The 15,082-nt window shown below is 43.2% G+C and carries 15 protein-coding genes; 7 read left to right on the forward strand and 8 right to left on the reverse strand.

The features are described 5' to 3' along the window. The first annotated feature begins 54 nt into the window (after positions 1–54). The 4 genes from HOP38_RS07855 (at position 55) to HOP38_RS07870 (ending at position 2,756) form a co-directional block, all read left to right on the forward strand. Complete coding sequence (locus tag HOP38_RS07855; RefSeq protein WP_006071435.1) at positions 55–567, forward strand: porin family protein; 513 nt, start codon at positions 55–57, stop codon at positions 565–567. A gap of 219 nt (positions 568–786) precedes the next feature. Then, positions 787–1,905 (forward strand): linear amide C-N hydrolase, encoded by a 1,119-nt coding sequence (locus HOP38_RS07860; protein WP_198557810.1) that lies wholly within the window; start codon positions 787–789, stop codon positions 1,903–1,905. Between the two features lie 128 nt (positions 1,906–2,033). Beyond that, the gene (locus HOP38_RS07865) at positions 2,034–2,363 is read left to right on the forward strand and encodes a nucleoside triphosphate pyrophosphohydrolase family protein (protein ID WP_038230582.1); all 330 of its coding nucleotides are present in this window, start codon (positions 2,034–2,036) and stop codon (positions 2,361–2,363) included. Continuing rightward, complete coding sequence (locus tag HOP38_RS07870; RefSeq protein ID WP_031497077.1) at positions 2,364–2,756, forward strand: VOC family protein; 393 nt, start codon at positions 2,364–2,366, stop codon at positions 2,754–2,756. It abuts the gene before it with no gap. Positions 2,757–2,824: 68 nt separating this feature from the next. Here HOP38_RS07870 and HOP38_RS07875 read toward each other — a convergent pair whose 3' ends face one another. Together HOP38_RS07875 and HOP38_RS07880 are read right to left on the reverse strand one after the other, a co-directional pair. Further along, a complete protein-coding gene (locus HOP38_RS07875; RefSeq protein ID WP_038230580.1) occupies positions 2,825–3,310 on the reverse strand; it encodes a hypothetical protein in 486 nt (161 codons plus the stop codon). A gap of 134 nt (positions 3,311–3,444) precedes the next feature. Beyond that, on the reverse strand, positions 3,445–4,926 hold the full coding sequence (locus HOP38_RS07880; protein ID WP_038230579.1) for a carboxypeptidase M32: 1,482 nt from the start codon (positions 4,924–4,926) through the stop codon (positions 3,445–3,447). Between the two features lie 167 nt (positions 4,927–5,093). Here HOP38_RS07880 and HOP38_RS07885 point away from each other — a divergent pair, with 167 nt between their 5' ends. Then, the gene (locus tag HOP38_RS07885; protein WP_198557811.1) at positions 5,094–5,735 is read left to right on the forward strand and encodes a LysE family translocator; all 642 of its coding nucleotides are present in this window, start codon (positions 5,094–5,096) and stop codon (positions 5,733–5,735) included. Between the two features lie 418 nt (positions 5,736–6,153). Here HOP38_RS07885 and HOP38_RS07890 read toward each other — a convergent pair whose 3' ends face one another. The 6 genes from HOP38_RS07890 to HOP38_RS07915 form a co-directional block, all read right to left on the reverse strand. Next, positions 6,154–6,420: a DUF2960 domain-containing protein gene (locus HOP38_RS07890; RefSeq protein ID WP_038230574.1), complete on the reverse strand. Its 267-nt coding sequence runs from the start codon at positions 6,418–6,420 to the stop codon at positions 6,154–6,156. Positions 6,421–6,447: 27 nt separating this feature from the next. Next, positions 6,448–8,220 carry a bifunctional molybdopterin-guanine dinucleotide biosynthesis adaptor protein MobB/molybdopterin molybdotransferase MoeA gene (locus tag HOP38_RS07895; RefSeq protein WP_198558270.1) on the reverse strand — a complete coding sequence of 591 codons (1,773 nt, stop codon included), beginning with the start codon at positions 8,218–8,220 and terminating at the stop codon, positions 6,448–6,450. Positions 8,221–8,222: 2 nt separating this feature from the next. Continuing rightward, positions 8,223–8,831 carry a molybdenum cofactor guanylyltransferase MobA gene (gene mobA / locus HOP38_RS07900; RefSeq protein ID WP_198557812.1) on the reverse strand — a complete coding sequence of 203 codons (609 nt, stop codon included), beginning with the start codon at positions 8,829–8,831 and terminating at the stop codon, positions 8,223–8,225. Beyond that, positions 8,809–9,531 (reverse strand): energy-coupling factor ABC transporter ATP-binding protein, encoded by a 723-nt coding sequence (locus HOP38_RS07905; RefSeq protein WP_198557813.1) that lies wholly within the window; start codon positions 9,529–9,531, stop codon positions 8,809–8,811. Before HOP38_RS07905 ends, mobA begins: the two co-directional genes overlap by 23 nt. Before the next feature lie 63 nt (positions 9,532–9,594). Beyond that, positions 9,595–10,293, reverse strand: coding sequence for an ABC transporter permease (locus HOP38_RS07910; protein ID WP_006071480.1), 699 nt, complete (start codon positions 10,291–10,293; stop codon positions 9,595–9,597). Continuing rightward, positions 10,293–11,126: an ABC transporter substrate-binding protein gene (locus HOP38_RS07915; RefSeq protein ID WP_253251069.1), complete on the reverse strand. Its 834-nt coding sequence runs from the start codon at positions 11,124–11,126 to the stop codon at positions 10,293–10,295. The genes HOP38_RS07910 and HOP38_RS07915 overlap by 1 nt, the downstream gene beginning before the upstream one ends. Before the next feature lie 324 nt (positions 11,127–11,450). On the opposite strand from HOP38_RS07915, the gene HOP38_RS07920 reads away from it, so the two are divergent. Together HOP38_RS07920 and HOP38_RS07925 are read left to right on the forward strand one after the other, a co-directional pair. Beyond that, positions 11,451–12,905 (forward strand): sigma-54-dependent transcriptional regulator, encoded by a 1,455-nt coding sequence (locus HOP38_RS07920; RefSeq protein ID WP_062460470.1) that lies wholly within the window; start codon positions 11,451–11,453, stop codon positions 12,903–12,905. Continuing rightward, entirely contained in the window at positions 12,898–14,922 is a 2,025-nt protein-coding gene (locus HOP38_RS07925; protein WP_006071483.1) for a sensor histidine kinase, read from the forward strand. The genes HOP38_RS07920 and HOP38_RS07925 overlap by 8 nt, the downstream gene beginning before the upstream one ends. The last annotated feature ends 160 nt before the right edge of the window (positions 14,923–15,082 follow it).

The following is a 15,082-nucleotide window of genomic DNA, read 5'->3' on the forward strand; positions in this document are numbered from 1 at the left end:
TCCGCGGTGGCTTTCATTGGACTCGCCGCATTTTATTAAACAAGAAGGTTACAAATGAAAAAGACACTTTTAGCGCTTGCGCTTGTTGGTGCGTCGACGTCAGCGTTTGCTGATGCGTGGTTGTATGGTGGTGTTTCTGCTGGTCGTGCAGACTACAATGGTAACAGCGATACCCCAATGGGTTTCCACGTTGGTACTGGTATTCTGCCTATCATCGGTATTGAAGGTGGTTACTGGAAACACGGTAACTTCGACGGTACTAGCGAGGGCAAGAAAGGTTACGCAGAACTAGGTTCTTGGTACGCAGCACTTAAACCAAGTATCGATATTGGTCCAGTACAGCTTTACGCTAAAGGTGGTTTACACTACTACAACGCTGATTATAAAGATGGTCTAAGTGGCAGCGACAGCGGTACAGACTTTATGTACGGTGTAGGTGCAGAGTACTTCGTGACTGATATGCTTTCTGTTGGTGCGAGTTGGCAACGTTTTAACGGCGTTAAAACCAAATTTGATGACAAAGATCTAGATAGTTTTACCATCAATGCTACACTTCACATCTTCTAAAACTGTGTAAGTGTGTAAAAAGGCGACCTTGGGTCGCCTTTTTCGTACCTGGCGATCTAAAATTGTACGAATAGAGAGTCTTTTGGTGGATTAAAATATCAATTAAGTAACTGAAAAGATAATTCTTTTCATCGTATTGCAATTTCCATTTTCAACTAAGAGAACTAGGTCTACACTCATAGCACTACAATGTGTAGCCTTACTTTTAGGTTGTTTGAAATGTTCAGAAAAACGTTAATTGCGATAGTGCTTTCAGCTAGCGTTATCGTACCTGCTAGTGCTTGTACTGGCATTTCTCTTTCTACGGTCGGAAACGACTTCATACAAGCTCGCACTATTGAATGGGGTGAGAGTAATCTAAATAGTAAACTGATCATCTCTCCGAGAAAGCACCAGTTCACGTCGATTATGCCCGATCATAAACAAGGATTCAGTTGGGGTAGTCGTCTAGGTTTTGTTGGTATATCAGTAAGTGATGACCGGTTTATTGGGGAAGGGGTTAATGAGGCTGGGTTGAGTGCCGGACTATTCTATTTCAAAGGGTACGGTTCGCTAAAACCGTACAATGAGGAAGCAAGACAGAAGAGCATTACCGATATGGATTTTGTACGTTGGATGTTGTCGCAATTTAAAACTGTCGATGAAGTAATAACCGCGATGAAATCTATAGATATAGTGCCAGTATATCTAGATGCTAAAGGACAGCCTTCACCAACAGGGCATTGGCGTGTAACGGACAAAACAGGTCGAAGTGTTGTGATTGAAATTATGAACCAAGGAGAGGTGCATGTTTACGAAAATGAAGTAGGCGTTCTGACTAACTCTCCAACGTTTCCTTGGCAGGTGACCAACTTAAACAACTACCTGCACTTACAACCTGGAACCAGTGCTCCTCGGCAGTTTGGAAAGGTCGAGGCAAAATCATTCGGTATCGGTTCAGGGTTCTTAGGCTTACCTGGAGACATTACGCCGCCTTCTAGGTTCGTACGAGCGGCATTTTATGTCACCACTGCACCTGAACTCAAAACCTCGGCACAGGCAGTTTCTCAAGCCTTTCATATATTGAATAACTTCGATATTCCAATTGGCTCTGAGTTTGGCCCGCAATATCGAGAGCATATCCCAGATCTACCAAGCGCGACTCAGTGGACTTCAGTGGTTGACCAAACCAATGGCGTTCTCTACTACAAAACGATGAACGACAGCCGAATTAAGAAAGTGGATCTTGCTGCGTTAGATTTTTCTGCAAAAAGCGAGATTAAGAAAGCGTTAGATGATGGAAAGTTTGAATTTGAAGATATTACACAAAGCGTGCAGCCCGCAATTAATAATCAATAAATCCGATAAAACTACCATCATGGTTCTGATAAAAGCGACTCAATTGGTCGCTTTTTTAATGATGTTAAAAACGACTAAGAATACTCCCATCTTTAAGGTGCTAAGGCGATTGAATAGGGGAAAATTGAATGTTTGAACAACTCGTTAAGGTATCCGAGGAACTTGGCACCGAAAAACCACACAGAACCTATCCGTTCTTTTTACAAAAACTTGTAGAAGAAGTCGGCGAGCTATCAGTAGAACTACAGATTAAAGATGGCATCACTCCTACTGAAAAAGGTGGAAGTGATGGTGTTGTAGGTGAAGCGTGCGATGTTATTAACTGCGCTATCGACGTCGCTTGGAGAGCACTGCATGAGCAAAACCCAGACCAAAGTTCAGAGGAAATTGCTCGTTTAATCATGGATATTTGCCTAATAAAGAGAGAAAAATGGCTGTCAAAAGTGGAAGGTATGTAAGTGGATAAACCGTTTGAAGACCATGGATTATTTAGTTGGTCAGAGTTGATAACTCCGGATTTTGAACAAGCATGCCGGTTCTATGAATCAATGCTTGGTTGGAAGTTAAAAGAGGTACCGGGTCGAAATGGTAGTCGCTACGCACTGGTTACAAGTGATAACGCTACGGAACCTTTTGCTGGCATACTTACTGTCGATGATAAGGATATTCGAGCACATTGGCGCACTTACGTAACCGTTGACGAAGTTGAAGCTATTGTGAACAAAACAGAATTAGTCGGTGGTTTAGTATTGGTTCCAGTGACGACTATTGAGCGTGTCGGTAAGATAGCGGTGATAGAGGATCCATGTGGCGCGGTTATTTCAGTGATTGAATACGACTCAAAGAGATAATTATCAGCAGAAGTAATGGCGGGGGATAGAATAGGTCTCCCCCGAATCATTATATGTTGTGTCGAGATTTAACCTTGAACCTTCACAATGTCATGCGTACAGGTAATGGTATAGGTTACCGTTGCCGTTTTATCTCCATTTTCCTCAAACTCAAATTCTCCAACACTTGTGTAACCGTGAGCTGTGTTCTCACCGACTTGAACTTCGACAGGAGCGTTCTGTAAGTCTTCTACTTTGTGTGCAGTCCCATCAATTTCCAACGTAGTATTTTGTGCTGTAATTTTGTCATCGTCAGCCTCGAAGTGAGTGACTTGGAGCTTTGGGTTCATATGATTTTCATTATGATTAGAAATAACTTTAAACGTTGCACCATCTTCAGGAACTTGGTTTCCAAAACCTAAGGTGCCGGTCGCCTCGCTGTCAACTTGTACACCACACGTTTTATCAATGTGTGCGGAGTAAATTAGCTTAGGACCTTCTGAGGAGTTCGCTTGCACACTTGTAGCGATGAACAAGCTCGGAATTAATAATACCGATAGTGTGGACAGTTTCATTTCTATTGCCTTTATTGACTAACTATTAATAGGCAATGTTAAAACGGTTACCGTTGAATTACTTATCACTTTGCGCCACAGACTGGAAAGTGTTGACTCGCCAAGTCGTCTAACTTCGCGAGTCATGACCGAAACTATAAGTAACGTTTTTCTAAATGTGTTCTAAAGAATTGAGCGTTAAGTTCTGAGCCAGTCGCTTGTTTAACCAACTCTCCAGTAGCAAGCGTACTTGCCTGACTCCAAATATTGTCACTTAACCAATCAAAGATCGGAGCCAATTCTAATGAAGAGATTGCGTTGTCCACATCCACCTCTTTTCTCATCGCCGCCATAAACTGCGCTGCATACATTGCCCCTAAAGTGTAAGAAGGGAAATAACCAAAGGCACCATCTGTCCAGTGAATGTCCTGCATGCAACCGTCTTTAAAGTTACCTTGTGTGGAAAGACCGAGGTACTGCTGCATCTTCAGATTCCACAGTTCAGGAATATCCTTATAGGAGATCTTACCATTCATCAAATCTCGTTCGATCTCATAACGAAGAATAACATGGGCAGGGTAAGTAAGCTCATCCGCATCAACGCGAATATACCCTGGTTGCACTCGGGTATAGATTTTCTGTAGATTGTTTGCTTCGAATACTTTCGCGTCATTAGTTGAGAAGTGTTTTTGAGCCAGTGGCGCTAAGTTGGCGATAAAAGGTTGGCTTCTGCCTAATTGCATTTCGAAGAACAAAGATTGAGATTCATGAATACCCATTGAACGTGCTTGGCCAACTGGTAGTCCTGCCCACTGTTTTGGTAAGCCTTGCTCATAACGAGCATGACCGGTTTCGTGGACAATTCCCATTAAAGACTGAACAAAGTCAGATTCATCGTAGCGTGTTGTGATCCTGACATCTTGAGGAACACCACCACAGAAAGGATGCGAACTGATATCCAGACGACCATGGTCAAAGTCGAACTGAAGAAGTTTCATCACTTCCAATCCAAGCGCATTTTGATCTTTGGTACTGTATGACTCTTCAGTGGTATAAACCGACTCTGTTTTTTGCTTTTCAATGACCTGTTGAGTTAATTCTGGCAACCAAGATACCAAGTCACCAAAGATTGAATCGAGTTGCTGTGAGTTTACCCCCGGTTCATAGATATCCAGCATCGCATCATAAGGAGTTAAGCCTGATTGTTCCGCTCTAATTTGGGCCTCTTCTTGCGAAAGTTTCACTACCTCTTCGAAGTTTTTACAAAAGCCATCCCAATCATTGTCACCACGCTGTGTACGCCAAGCGTGTTCGCACTTGGATCCAGCAAGAGACTTTGCTTTCACTAATTCTTCTGGAACGACAGTGGTAAGCTGCCATTGTCGTTTCATTTCCCCTAAGCTGGCTCGTTGTGAAGGGTCGAGCTCATCACTCTGAGCTTGTTCGAACCATTCTGCTAGCTGCGGCGCAGTCGATAGTTGATGGATATGAAGTGACAGTTGAGCCATCGCTTCTGAGCGAGCTTGGTTGCCTCCAGATGGCATCATTGCCGCTGCATCCCAACCACATATAGCGGATAAATGGCTGAAATTAGAAATTGTTTTATAGTGTTCAACCAGTTTGTTGTAGTTTTCCATGTCTTATGACCTTTTGCGTGAACGATTGTCCTAACTTAACACTAACAAGGAGTTACGGAAAGTGGCCGATAAAATCTGGAGAGGAAATCCAAATTAACCATGGATTTTTAATCGGAGTTACCTCAGAATTCGAACTCTGATGTTTTAGAAAGATGACAGTGGACGTTATGCATATTCTTAACCTTGAAGCCTTCCTTATTGCTATTACTATTCTTACACTAACGCCGGGACTAGATACGGCGCTGGTGATTCGTAACACCTCTAGAGGCGGCTTCAATGATGGTGCAATAACCAGTTTTGGCATCTGCTTGGGGCTATTTGTTCACGCAACATTCTCAGCTCTGGGTATATCGGTGATACTTACGCAGTCAGCGGAATTGTTTGCGTTTGTAAAGACGTTGGGCGCTGCCTATCTAATTTGGTTGGGTATCTCAAGTTTACGAGCATTAAAATCAAATCAGACCATAAAGCTAGAGCAAGATAAGGTGAATACCATAGCAGCTTCGCGTTCTCTAAGAGAAGGATTCTTGTCTAATGTGTTGAACCCTAAAACTGCTGTTTTCTACTTAGCGTTTTTACCTCAGTTTATTAACCCAGAATACTCGCCATTTTTGCAATCATTGTTAATGGCCGCGATTCACTTTGTTATCGCTATGGTGTGGCAATGTGGACTATCGGGCATGCTTAATTCCGCTAAATCACTTCTTAACAATGGAAATTTTGTTCGTTGGATGGAAGGTACGACCGGTGCAGTACTGATCATTCTCGGTATTAAACTGTTGATTGAAGAGCCGCCGATGAGTTCTTAGCTTTCTCCAATGAACGTTGCGCGGTATAGAATTGATTTAGTGTGACGGTAGGGGACTTCAATAGAAATTTATCGAAACACTGATAGTATGCTTTGGAGTCACTTATTTGCTTGCAGTAATTACGAGCTTCTAGATTGTGGTTGTATAGTTGAGTTTCGCTCGCAAACTCGTTGTACGAGGCGCACCCACCTAAAATCATCAAAGTTGCTACTAAAGAAATTACCTTAATCATATTCGCTCTATCGCTGTTTTTGTTGTAATGAATATTACGAGTCTGCTGATAGAGTTAGTTACCATTTCATGCCATTAGTTCCACTCAACAATAAAATTTTTATATGGTAAACGTTTGGTTTCTGGTCGGGTGAATAAAAAAACACCGAGTCAATCGACTCGGTGTCCTGGTTATCGAATTCAGTAACTATATCGGCTTTTTGCCGACTCCGAAGTTCTCTTTAGGCATGAGAGTTATTTTTCCAAAGCCCAATTTCTTAAAATGATTATCGCGATAATTGCGAACAGCCTTGGTATCCGAAACGGCTTCGATTTGCTGTTCCATTCTTAAGAAATCAGAAAGGTCGATGCCCTCTGCTTCAGCGACAGCCTCATGAATATTGCGATGCTGTTGGTAAGAAAACGTCAGTGTTTTCTCTTCATTCTTGTATTCGTAAATGATGGTACGAGCCATGATTTTCTACCTGCTGATAATTTAGCGCTAGATTCTGCCTTGTAGCGGGATAATTGTCACGCTTTCGCCTGCTTTTACTGTATCGATATGTGGTGCAATCTCTATTAGGCAGTTTGCTTCACTCATCGAACGTAGAATACCCGAGCCTTGTTTCCCCGTCGTGCGAACCATTAATTGTCCTGATTCTTCATCAAGCTCGTAGAATCCTCGGCTAAACTCTGTTCTTCCCTGACGAGAGCGCAGTGGCTCAGAGGCAATGGCGACGGCTTTGTGTGGTACAAACTGTCCAACACCTTGCATCTTCTTAATCGCGGGTTCAACAAAGTTAATAAACGACACCATTACGGCGACTGGATTTCCAGGAAGTCCAAAGAAGGGTGTTCCATTAATGTCACCAAAAGCGAGAGGGCGTCCCGGGCGCATATTAATACGCCAAAAATCAACGTTACCGTGCTTTTCAAGAACGTTCTTAATAAAGTCAGCATCACCGACAGAGACACCACCTGAGGTAATAACCAAATCCGCGCTGCGACTCGCTTCAGTGATCGCATTCTCCATAACGGACTCATCATCTTCAAGAATGCCAAGATCTATAATTTCACAACCTAATTTCTGCAACATCGCCATGATGGTAAAACGATTAGAATCATAAATAGAGTGAGCACGCAGAGGCGTTCCAGGGGCTTGAACTTCATCACCTGTAGAAAATACCGCGACTTTTAGGCTACGATTCACTTTTACGCTATCTAGTCCAAGTGAGGCGATCATGCCCATCTCAGGTGCCTGCAACAATGTGCCGGTATCAAATACCGATTGGTTGATCGCAAGATCTTCTCCAGCTTGACGAACATTCTGTCCGGTTTTAATACCGGCATCACCAAAGCTCACTCTATCGCCATCAACGTTAGCCTGTTCACGCATTATAACGGTATCAGCGCCAGCTGGCATTGGTGCTCCAGTCATGATTTGTACTGACTCACCAGAGCGAAGTTCTTGGTCGTAGCCATAACCTGCCATCACACTCGCGACGACATTGAATTGTTTTAGTCCAGCATCGGCACCAATGATGGCATAACCGTCCATTGCTGAGTTGGTAAACGCTGGCACATTAATAGGAGACGAAATACTCTCTGCTAGCGTGCGGCCATAAGCATTGGTTAGTGGGATAGTTTCAGATGCAGACAAAACATTTACGGCGTTAAGAATTTGCTCTTGGCCTTGTTTCACTGATAAGAAAGCGGGTGATAGCGTATCGCAGCACGCTGCCTCTTTCTGAGGGCTAGAGGTATCTGGGCTAACATAATTTAGGATGAACCTTGTGATGGCGTCTAAATCATTGATGCTCATTGTCGGTAGTGACACATCCAACTCACTATCACTAGCGATAGCAATAATATTCTCATCACTTGGGTGTAGCCAAGGTTTGCCCACTTCTTTACGGTTAAGCTCAATCTTAGGGAAAGCGATGTTCTTGCAACCTTCAACTAAAATCAAATCCAGCGTTTGATGATCAAAGCGCGTCAACAAGTATTCAAAATTTGCTTCAGCCTCAGGAGTTTCCGTCATCAATGCATGTCGATATCGAGAAGAGATCAACATTTGGCTCGCACCAGCTTTACGAAGGCGATAGCTGTCTTTTCCTGGTTTATCTACATCAAAGTTATGATGCGCATGCTTTAACACACCAATTCTTAGTCCGGTATCGGTTAGTTTTGGAAGTAAGGCTTCCAATAATGTTGTTTTACCAGTACCGCTATAAGCAGCGAAACCCAGAAGCGGGACATTATTAATGGATTTGATGGTCATAGAGTGCTCTTCTGTGAATGCTCAATGGTTGCTGATAGTTTCGACAGCTCTTCTGGTGTATTTAGATTAACAAAACAATCGGGATTATCTGAAAAATCAACGTACTTGGTATTGCACTCTTTGTATAACAAAATGATTTTTCTATCGCCACGCTCTAAAAATGCTTCCAATTTAGGTAGAACTCGCTTGTGAAACATGGTGAAAACAGGCTGATGAAAATCGCCATCATGTGCCACTAAAATATCGGTCGAGTCTTCGACAGCATGACAAAAACGTTCAACAATACGTTCATCAATAAACGGACTATCACATGGGACAAAGCCAACCCAGTCAGTTGACGAAGCGGCTAAGCCAGCGTGCATTCCACCAAGAGGTCCCGGATAATCTTTATACGTATCGCTAATAACGGGAGCATATTGACCATATTGGTCTACATTGCGGTTGGCGTTAATGGTAATGGATGAAGTTTGTGTGGTGAGCCGTTGTAAAACATACTCGATTAAGGGCTTACCATTAAATTCTACTAAGCCCTTGTCATTTCCGCCCATACGAGACGCTTGGCCTCCGGCGAGGATAACCCAACTAGTCTGAGTTGGATGCAACATAATCACTCTCTTGATCGGTTTGTTTTTTATCAATAATTTGTAACAGTGGAGATTCTATCAAGGTGCAGTCTTTTATCCACCATTGTTTTCGACACAACTTAGTTAACGCATTGGATTGATGGCTCGTAACTACAATACTAGAACCGTGCTTTAACAGATCCTCAGCCATGAAAACCAAACGTTCTATTGACTCTTGGTCAAGTGAAGCGCTTGGCTCGTCCATTAACAAAATAGAAGGTTTCAGAACCCAAGCGCGAGCCATAGCGACTCGCTGTTTTTCACCACCAGATAACACTGATACATGCTCGTCAGCGAGCGTTTCAAGTCCGACTAATCGCAACGCCGCAATTACTTCTGCGCGCTTATCATGGGCTTCAACTCTCTTATGCTTAATGCCATACGCGACATTTTGATAGACCGAGCCGTCAAAAAGGTAAGGGGATTGGTGAAGATAGATAACGTCTTTACGACCAGAACCACCAAACAAGCGCGACATTATACTTTGGCAACTAGGAAACACCTCACCTGACGTAGGTTTTAATAAGCCAGCCAATATCTTCAGTAGTGTAGTCTTACCGACGCCATTATCGCCTTTTAGGTAGACGGCTTCGTTTGGTCCGATCGTTAACGATGGTATATGGAATAAGACACGGTCTTTGAACCGCATGGAAACCTGCTTTGCCTTAAGCTGTATTGTCATTATTGTCCCTCAAGCAGAGTCTTGAATTAATTATAGTGTTTGAAACAAAAAACGTTGAGCAAGTTAAGTTCTTAGAACGCCTTTACCTCGCATTGATGACAGCATAAAGTTGAGCACTAATGCCAACACCAACAAGACGATTCCTAAGGCGACACCTTGTGCGAAAGCTCCTTTGTGACTTTCCATAGCAATGGCGGTAGGGATATTTCTGGTAAGGCCCATGATATTGCCACCAACCATCATTGAGCAGCCCACTTCAGTTACGATTCGAGAAAAACCTGCAATCACAGCAGCCATTAACGGAAAACGCGACTCCCAAATGAGTGTCATAAGTGTTCTAAAACGAGATACACCTAGTGTTACAGAGGTTTCCATTGCTCTTCGGTCGGTGCTTTGTAACGCGCCATGCATCATTGACACCAAAACTGGAAAACAGATCAGTATTTGACCCACAATCATGGCTCGTTGAGTAAACAGCATTTCCCAGTCACCTAAAGGTCCCGAACGTGATAGCAGCATATATAAAAGCAAGCCAATCACAACGGTGGGAATCGCTTGCATGGTGTTCACCAATGAGAGCAGAAACCACTTGCCGGGGAAATTGCTGTAGGCCAGAAGATATGAGGCAATAATAGCGGGCAAAACAACCAGTGATACAGCTGATATAGATACGCTGAACGAGACGGCTACGATACGCCATAGGTCTTTATCGAGGCTAAATAGGAGGCTTAACGCCTCCATAGTGGTTTCAGTGATGCTCATTAACTGTTCGTTTTCTTCGCATCAGCGACAAACAATTGTTCGCCCATTTTACGATAGCTATTGATCATAGATTGTCCCTTATCTGATACCAACCAATCACTCAGTACGCGAGCGCCTTTGGTATTAAGAGTAGGGTAACGTTCTGGGTTTACAATAATGACTTGGTACGGGTTGAAGAGTTGCTTGTCACCTTGGAACAAGATTTCAAGGTCTAGCTTAGCTTGATAGGCAAGCCAAGTCCCTCTGTCTGTCATTGTATAGCCTTGCATTTCTGAGGCCATATTAAGTGTTGGCCCCATACCTTGACCTACAGAACGATAGCCGCCGAAGTTAGGTTCAATCTTGGTTTGTTTCCAGATTTGCAGTTCTTTTTTATGAGTACCAGAGTCATCACCTCGAGAGATAAAAATGGCGTTAGTTTTAGCGATATGCGAGAACACTTCTTCTATGGTTTTCTGATCGTGTACGTCAGCGCTGTCTTTCTCTGGTCCTACGATTACGAAGTCGTTATACATTACGCTACGCGGTTCTATGCCATAGCCGGCATCGACAAAGTTCTGTTCCGCTTTAGGAGCGTGTGTCATCACGACATCAACATCACCATTTTCTCCCATTTTCAGAGATTTACCCGTACCAGCTGCAATAATATCAACTTGATAGCCAGTATCAGTAGTAAATTCTGGGAGTAGGTAGTCGAGAAGACCTGAGTGGTAGGTACTGGTTGTCGTTGCGAGACGGATGCGAGATTGGTCGGTATCTGTACCATCTGCATAAGCCGTTGCAGACAGTGCCGCTAGAGACACAGCAGAAACCATTAATCTTGAGAATGTCATAGTATTGTCCATTTTGGTTATTTTTATCATTAATCTACGTAAACGCATGATAGTTTGGTGAAGAACAACGCCACCAGCACGATTCATGCACTAGGTACCCTTCGTTATGTTTATGGTACCTGTTTCTATACGCGTGGTACCCATAAGCAAAGACAATGCCATAATTTCCTTAGAAAAAAAGCGGCAAAGTGCGACATTTTGCTAATATTTCTCGCAGTTAAACTACAATTAGTTTGAGCTGGGACAAAATGTCGCAATTTAACCAATGATGTTTTGTAGCAGATTGGTACACTCTGTCTCAAATAGGAACGAATACATATATTTATGACTTTTTTTCAAACCTCTGAAATTACCAACCAATTGACGTCACCATATCTCGCATTCTCTGTACTGGTCGTTGATGATGAAGTCGGCATGCAAGCCATTCTTAAAAAAGCATTGAGTAAAGGGTTTGGACAAGTCGACACTGCAGGAAGTGTTGAAGAAGCCGAACAGCTTAGGATCAACCATCACTATGACCTTATCATTTTGGATATCAACTTACCTGGTAGGTCTGGGATTGAGTGGGAAGAAGCGTTTAACGACTTAGATCGTAAAGCCGACGTGATATTTATGACTGGTTACGCCGACTTGGAGGTCGCGATCAGTGCGTTAAAATTAGGAGCATCTGATTTTATCCTAAAGCCCTTCAACCTAGACCAAATGCTGCAAGCCGTTAAACGCTGTATGGATAAGCGACTGGCTGAAAGAATTAATGTCGCTTTGAGTCATGACATTAGCCGACGTGTTAGTAAAGAAATTATCGGCCTTTCTGAAAAGACGAAGAACTTAAAACAGCTCATTGGTCAATTTGCACCATCTAGAGCGTCAGTGTTGATAGAAGGTGAGTCGGGTACGGGTAAGGAACTAGTTGCGAGAGGTATTCATACCGCCAGTAAACGTCAGGGGCCATTTGTTGCCATAAACTGTGGTGCATTAGCTCCAGAGCTATTAGAAAGTGAATTGTTTGGTCACGCTGCAGGTGCTTTTACAGGTGCTAAAAAGAATCGAGAAGGGCTTTTCCGGGTAGCCAGCGGGGGAACATTATTCCTAGATGAAATAGGTGAAATGCCTCTGGCTATGCAAGCATCGTTACTGCGTGTATTAGAGCAGAGAACGGTTAGGCCTGTGGGCACAGAAAAAGAGATCAGTATTGATGTTCGAGTCGTTGCCGCAACTAATCGCAACCTACAAGAAGAAGTCGATCAAGGAAAGTTTAGACAAGATCTTTACTACCGTTTAAATGTTTTAAAAATAGAAGTGCCAGCGTTAAGAGAACGCCTTGCTGACTTATCAGATTTGGTACCTTTCTTTACTCGGTCACTTGCCAAGGAGTTAGGTGTTCCAGAACCCAAATGGGCTCATGAAGATATGCACTCTATGCAAGATTACGATTGGCCGGGTAATGTGCGTGAACTTAAGAACTTGTTAGAGCGCTGCATTCTTCTCAATAAACCGCCAGCTCACTACTTTAATGAGTTAAAAGGAGCACCGGTTAACACTTCTATCACCATGTCTGTCAACGATTTGACCACGATGCCCGCGAATTCGATGATTCAAGATGGTCAGTTTGGCTATCCTAATTCATGGTCTCTAAAAGATGTCGAAAAATCTCACATTCAACAAGTGGTAGAAGCACATTCCGGCAATAAATCGGCAGCATCGCGAGATCTAGGTGTAGCACGAAAGACGTTGGAGCGTAAGTACAAAGAGTGGGACGAAGGCTGCGTAGATGAATAAATTGATGCGCCTATGGAGCAAATGGCGCTACAGAACCAAATCAATGGTTCGATACCGCCTATTGTTTTTAACGTCAGCGCCTATTTTCCTCACTCTAATCGCACTATTTGGAATAACGGCATACTGGTCTATTCACTATACATGGCAGAGTGCGCTGATCGACGTATCCGAGCGCTTGAGCATCGTTGGCGACAAAATCGATAGCTTGCAAGATGAACAATTCGACCACATCCAAGCTTTCTCTGAATCGTATGAATTTCGGACTCGCTTGAATCATATTCAAACCAATAACGAATTTGATGTGTGGGTGAGTTCCCAACGCGAGCGTTATCAACTGGACTTCTTGCGTTGGATGCCGGCCAACAAAATTAGTCAGTCAGAATACCGAAAAATGGCACAGCAACGCTCTTTCTTTGATGTGTTGTCGAGATCTGCTGCTTTTGAAATGGAACCGTCACTGGCGGAACACTCAGAAGTTTGGCAGCAAGAAAATCACGTGCTTGAGGAGCGCTCTTTGGTGAGCCGTTCTATCATCGCTGTGTTTGACGACAACAGTCACCTGTTAGGCTATTTGGATGGTGGCGTCCTGATGAACAACAACTTGGCGTTGGTGGATCGAATTCGTGACACTATTTATCCAGTGAGCAATCTTGAACGTCATATACAAGGGACGGTGACCTTGTTCTTGGACGATTTACGAATTGCGACTAATGTACCGATGGATGAGTCATACACGGGTAGACGAGCACTTGGTACCTTAGTGTCCCAAGAGGTTAGCAATGCAGTGTTAATCAAGGGAGAGAGTTGGATAGATAAAGCGTACGTTTACGACACGTGGTACATCGCTGGTTATAAGCCTATTCGTGATATCGATAATAACATTGTGGGAATTGCTTACACTGGATATCTAGTTTGGCCATTGATTAAAACTTATATCACTAATATTGGTGAGGTAAGCGTCATCATCATTGGCTTGCTATTGGTTTCGGGCTTTATTGTTTATCGTGGTGCTCGCGATCTATTTAGACCCATAGAACAGATCCACCGTGTGGTGAAAATGGTTCAGTTAGGCAAAGATGAAGAACGCATTGGTGAGTTGGGGCTGGATGATAAACACGAACTAAGTCAACTCGCTAAGCAGTTTGACAACATGCTTAATCAACTACAATTCCGTAATGAGCAGATTCAAGAAGCGGCCCATGAACTTGAAGGTAAAGTGCATTCTCGTACCGCTAGCCTAAAAGAGAAAACGGAGCAACTTGAGTTACATATCAAGCTGTTAAACCAAACTCGAAATAAACTGGTTACCAATGAAAAGCTGGCCGCTTTAGGGGAGCTAACTGCGGGCATTGCCCATGAGATTAACAACCCAACGGCAGTTATTCTGGGTAATGTTGAGCTTATGCGCTTCGAATTGGGATCCGATGTATCTCGCGTTGAAGAAGAAATTGATGTCATATTGGCGCAAATCGACCGTATTCGAAACATTACTCGAAGTCTACTGCAATACAGTCGCCAAGGTGGTGTGCAAGATGAAGTAACATGGCAGCACGTGAATCCAATTGTGGATGAAAGCGTCACTTTGGTAAGAACTGGAGCGAAGAAACGCGACGTGGAATTCATCGTCGACCTTAATGCGAAAACGCCAGTTGAAGTGAATAGACATCAACTCCTGCAAATACTAGTCAACCTACAAATGAATGCCATTCATGCTATGCAAGGTAAGGGGCGTTTAACCGTCTTAACAGAAGATTGGGTAGAAGCAGGGCAAAGCATCGGTTCGCTTATTCATGTTATCGACGAAGGTTGCGGCATTTCTGATGCCAATATCAAACGAATTTTCGATCCATTTTTCACCACTAAGCGAGATGGTACTGGATTAGGTCTTTCTGTATCTCAGAGTATTCTGAGTCAAACGGGAGGTGAGATCCGTGTTAAGTCGAAACTTGGTGAGGGTAGCCAGTTTACACTCTATTTGCCGCAAAAAGCAGATCATCATTTACTGGTTAGCGCTTAACGTAATAAATATGAGTGGAGTATATAAAGCGTATTACCACCAAGGACGTTCCTAACGATTGCTTAAGTTCCAAAGCTAAGGGATTGGTTCCCAGATTAGACGTTCTTGCATCACAAGGGAGTAATTTAAGCTGTTTACGCTATACCACTTACAAGGAAGT

Origin of the sequence: Vibrio mediterranei, assembly GCF_013364395.1 — a bacterium.
Lineage (GTDB): Bacteria > Pseudomonadota > Gammaproteobacteria > Enterobacterales > Vibrionaceae > Vibrio > Vibrio mediterranei.

Excerpts from the sequence above, each read along its gene's own strand:
- HOP38_RS07885 (WP_198557811.1), top strand. The coding sequence starts at position 5,094 with ATGCATATTCTTAACCTTGAAGCCTTCCTTATTGCTATTACTATTCTT.
- HOP38_RS07865 (WP_038230582.1), top strand. The coding sequence starts at position 2,034 with ATGTTTGAACAACTCGTTAAGGTATCCGAGGAACTTGGCACCGAAAAA.
- HOP38_RS07925 (WP_006071483.1), top strand. The coding sequence starts at position 12,898 with ATGAATAAATTGATGCGCCTATGGAGCAAATGGCGCTACAGAACCAAA.
- HOP38_RS07855 (WP_006071435.1), top strand. The coding sequence starts at position 55 with ATGAAAAAGACACTTTTAGCGCTTGCGCTTGTTGGTGCGTCGACGTCA.
- HOP38_RS07905 (WP_198557813.1), bottom strand. The coding sequence starts at position 9,531 with ATGACAATACAGCTTAAGGCAAAGCAGGTTTCCATGCGGTTCAAAGAC.
- HOP38_RS07860 (WP_198557810.1), top strand. The coding sequence starts at position 787 with ATGTTCAGAAAAACGTTAATTGCGATAGTGCTTTCAGCTAGCGTTATC.
- HOP38_RS07915 (WP_253251069.1), bottom strand. The coding sequence starts at position 11,126 with ATGACATTCTCAAGATTAATGGTTTCTGCTGTGTCTCTAGCGGCACTG.
- HOP38_RS07910 (WP_006071480.1), bottom strand. The coding sequence starts at position 10,293 with ATGAGCATCACTGAAACCACTATGGAGGCGTTAAGCCTCCTATTTAGC.
- mobA (WP_198557812.1), bottom strand. The coding sequence starts at position 8,831 with ATGTTGCATCCAACTCAGACTAGTTGGGTTATCCTCGCCGGAGGCCAA.
- HOP38_RS07890 (WP_038230574.1), bottom strand. The coding sequence starts at position 6,420 with ATGGCTCGTACCATCATTTACGAATACAAGAATGAAGAGAAAACACTG.
- HOP38_RS07880 (WP_038230579.1), bottom strand. The coding sequence starts at position 4,926 with ATGGAAAACTACAACAAACTGGTTGAACACTATAAAACAATTTCTAAT.
- HOP38_RS07875 (WP_038230580.1), bottom strand. The coding sequence starts at position 3,310 with ATGAAACTGTCCACACTATCGGTATTATTAATTCCGAGCTTGTTCATC.
- HOP38_RS07920 (WP_062460470.1), top strand. The coding sequence starts at position 11,451 with ATGACTTTTTTTCAAACCTCTGAAATTACCAACCAATTGACGTCACCA.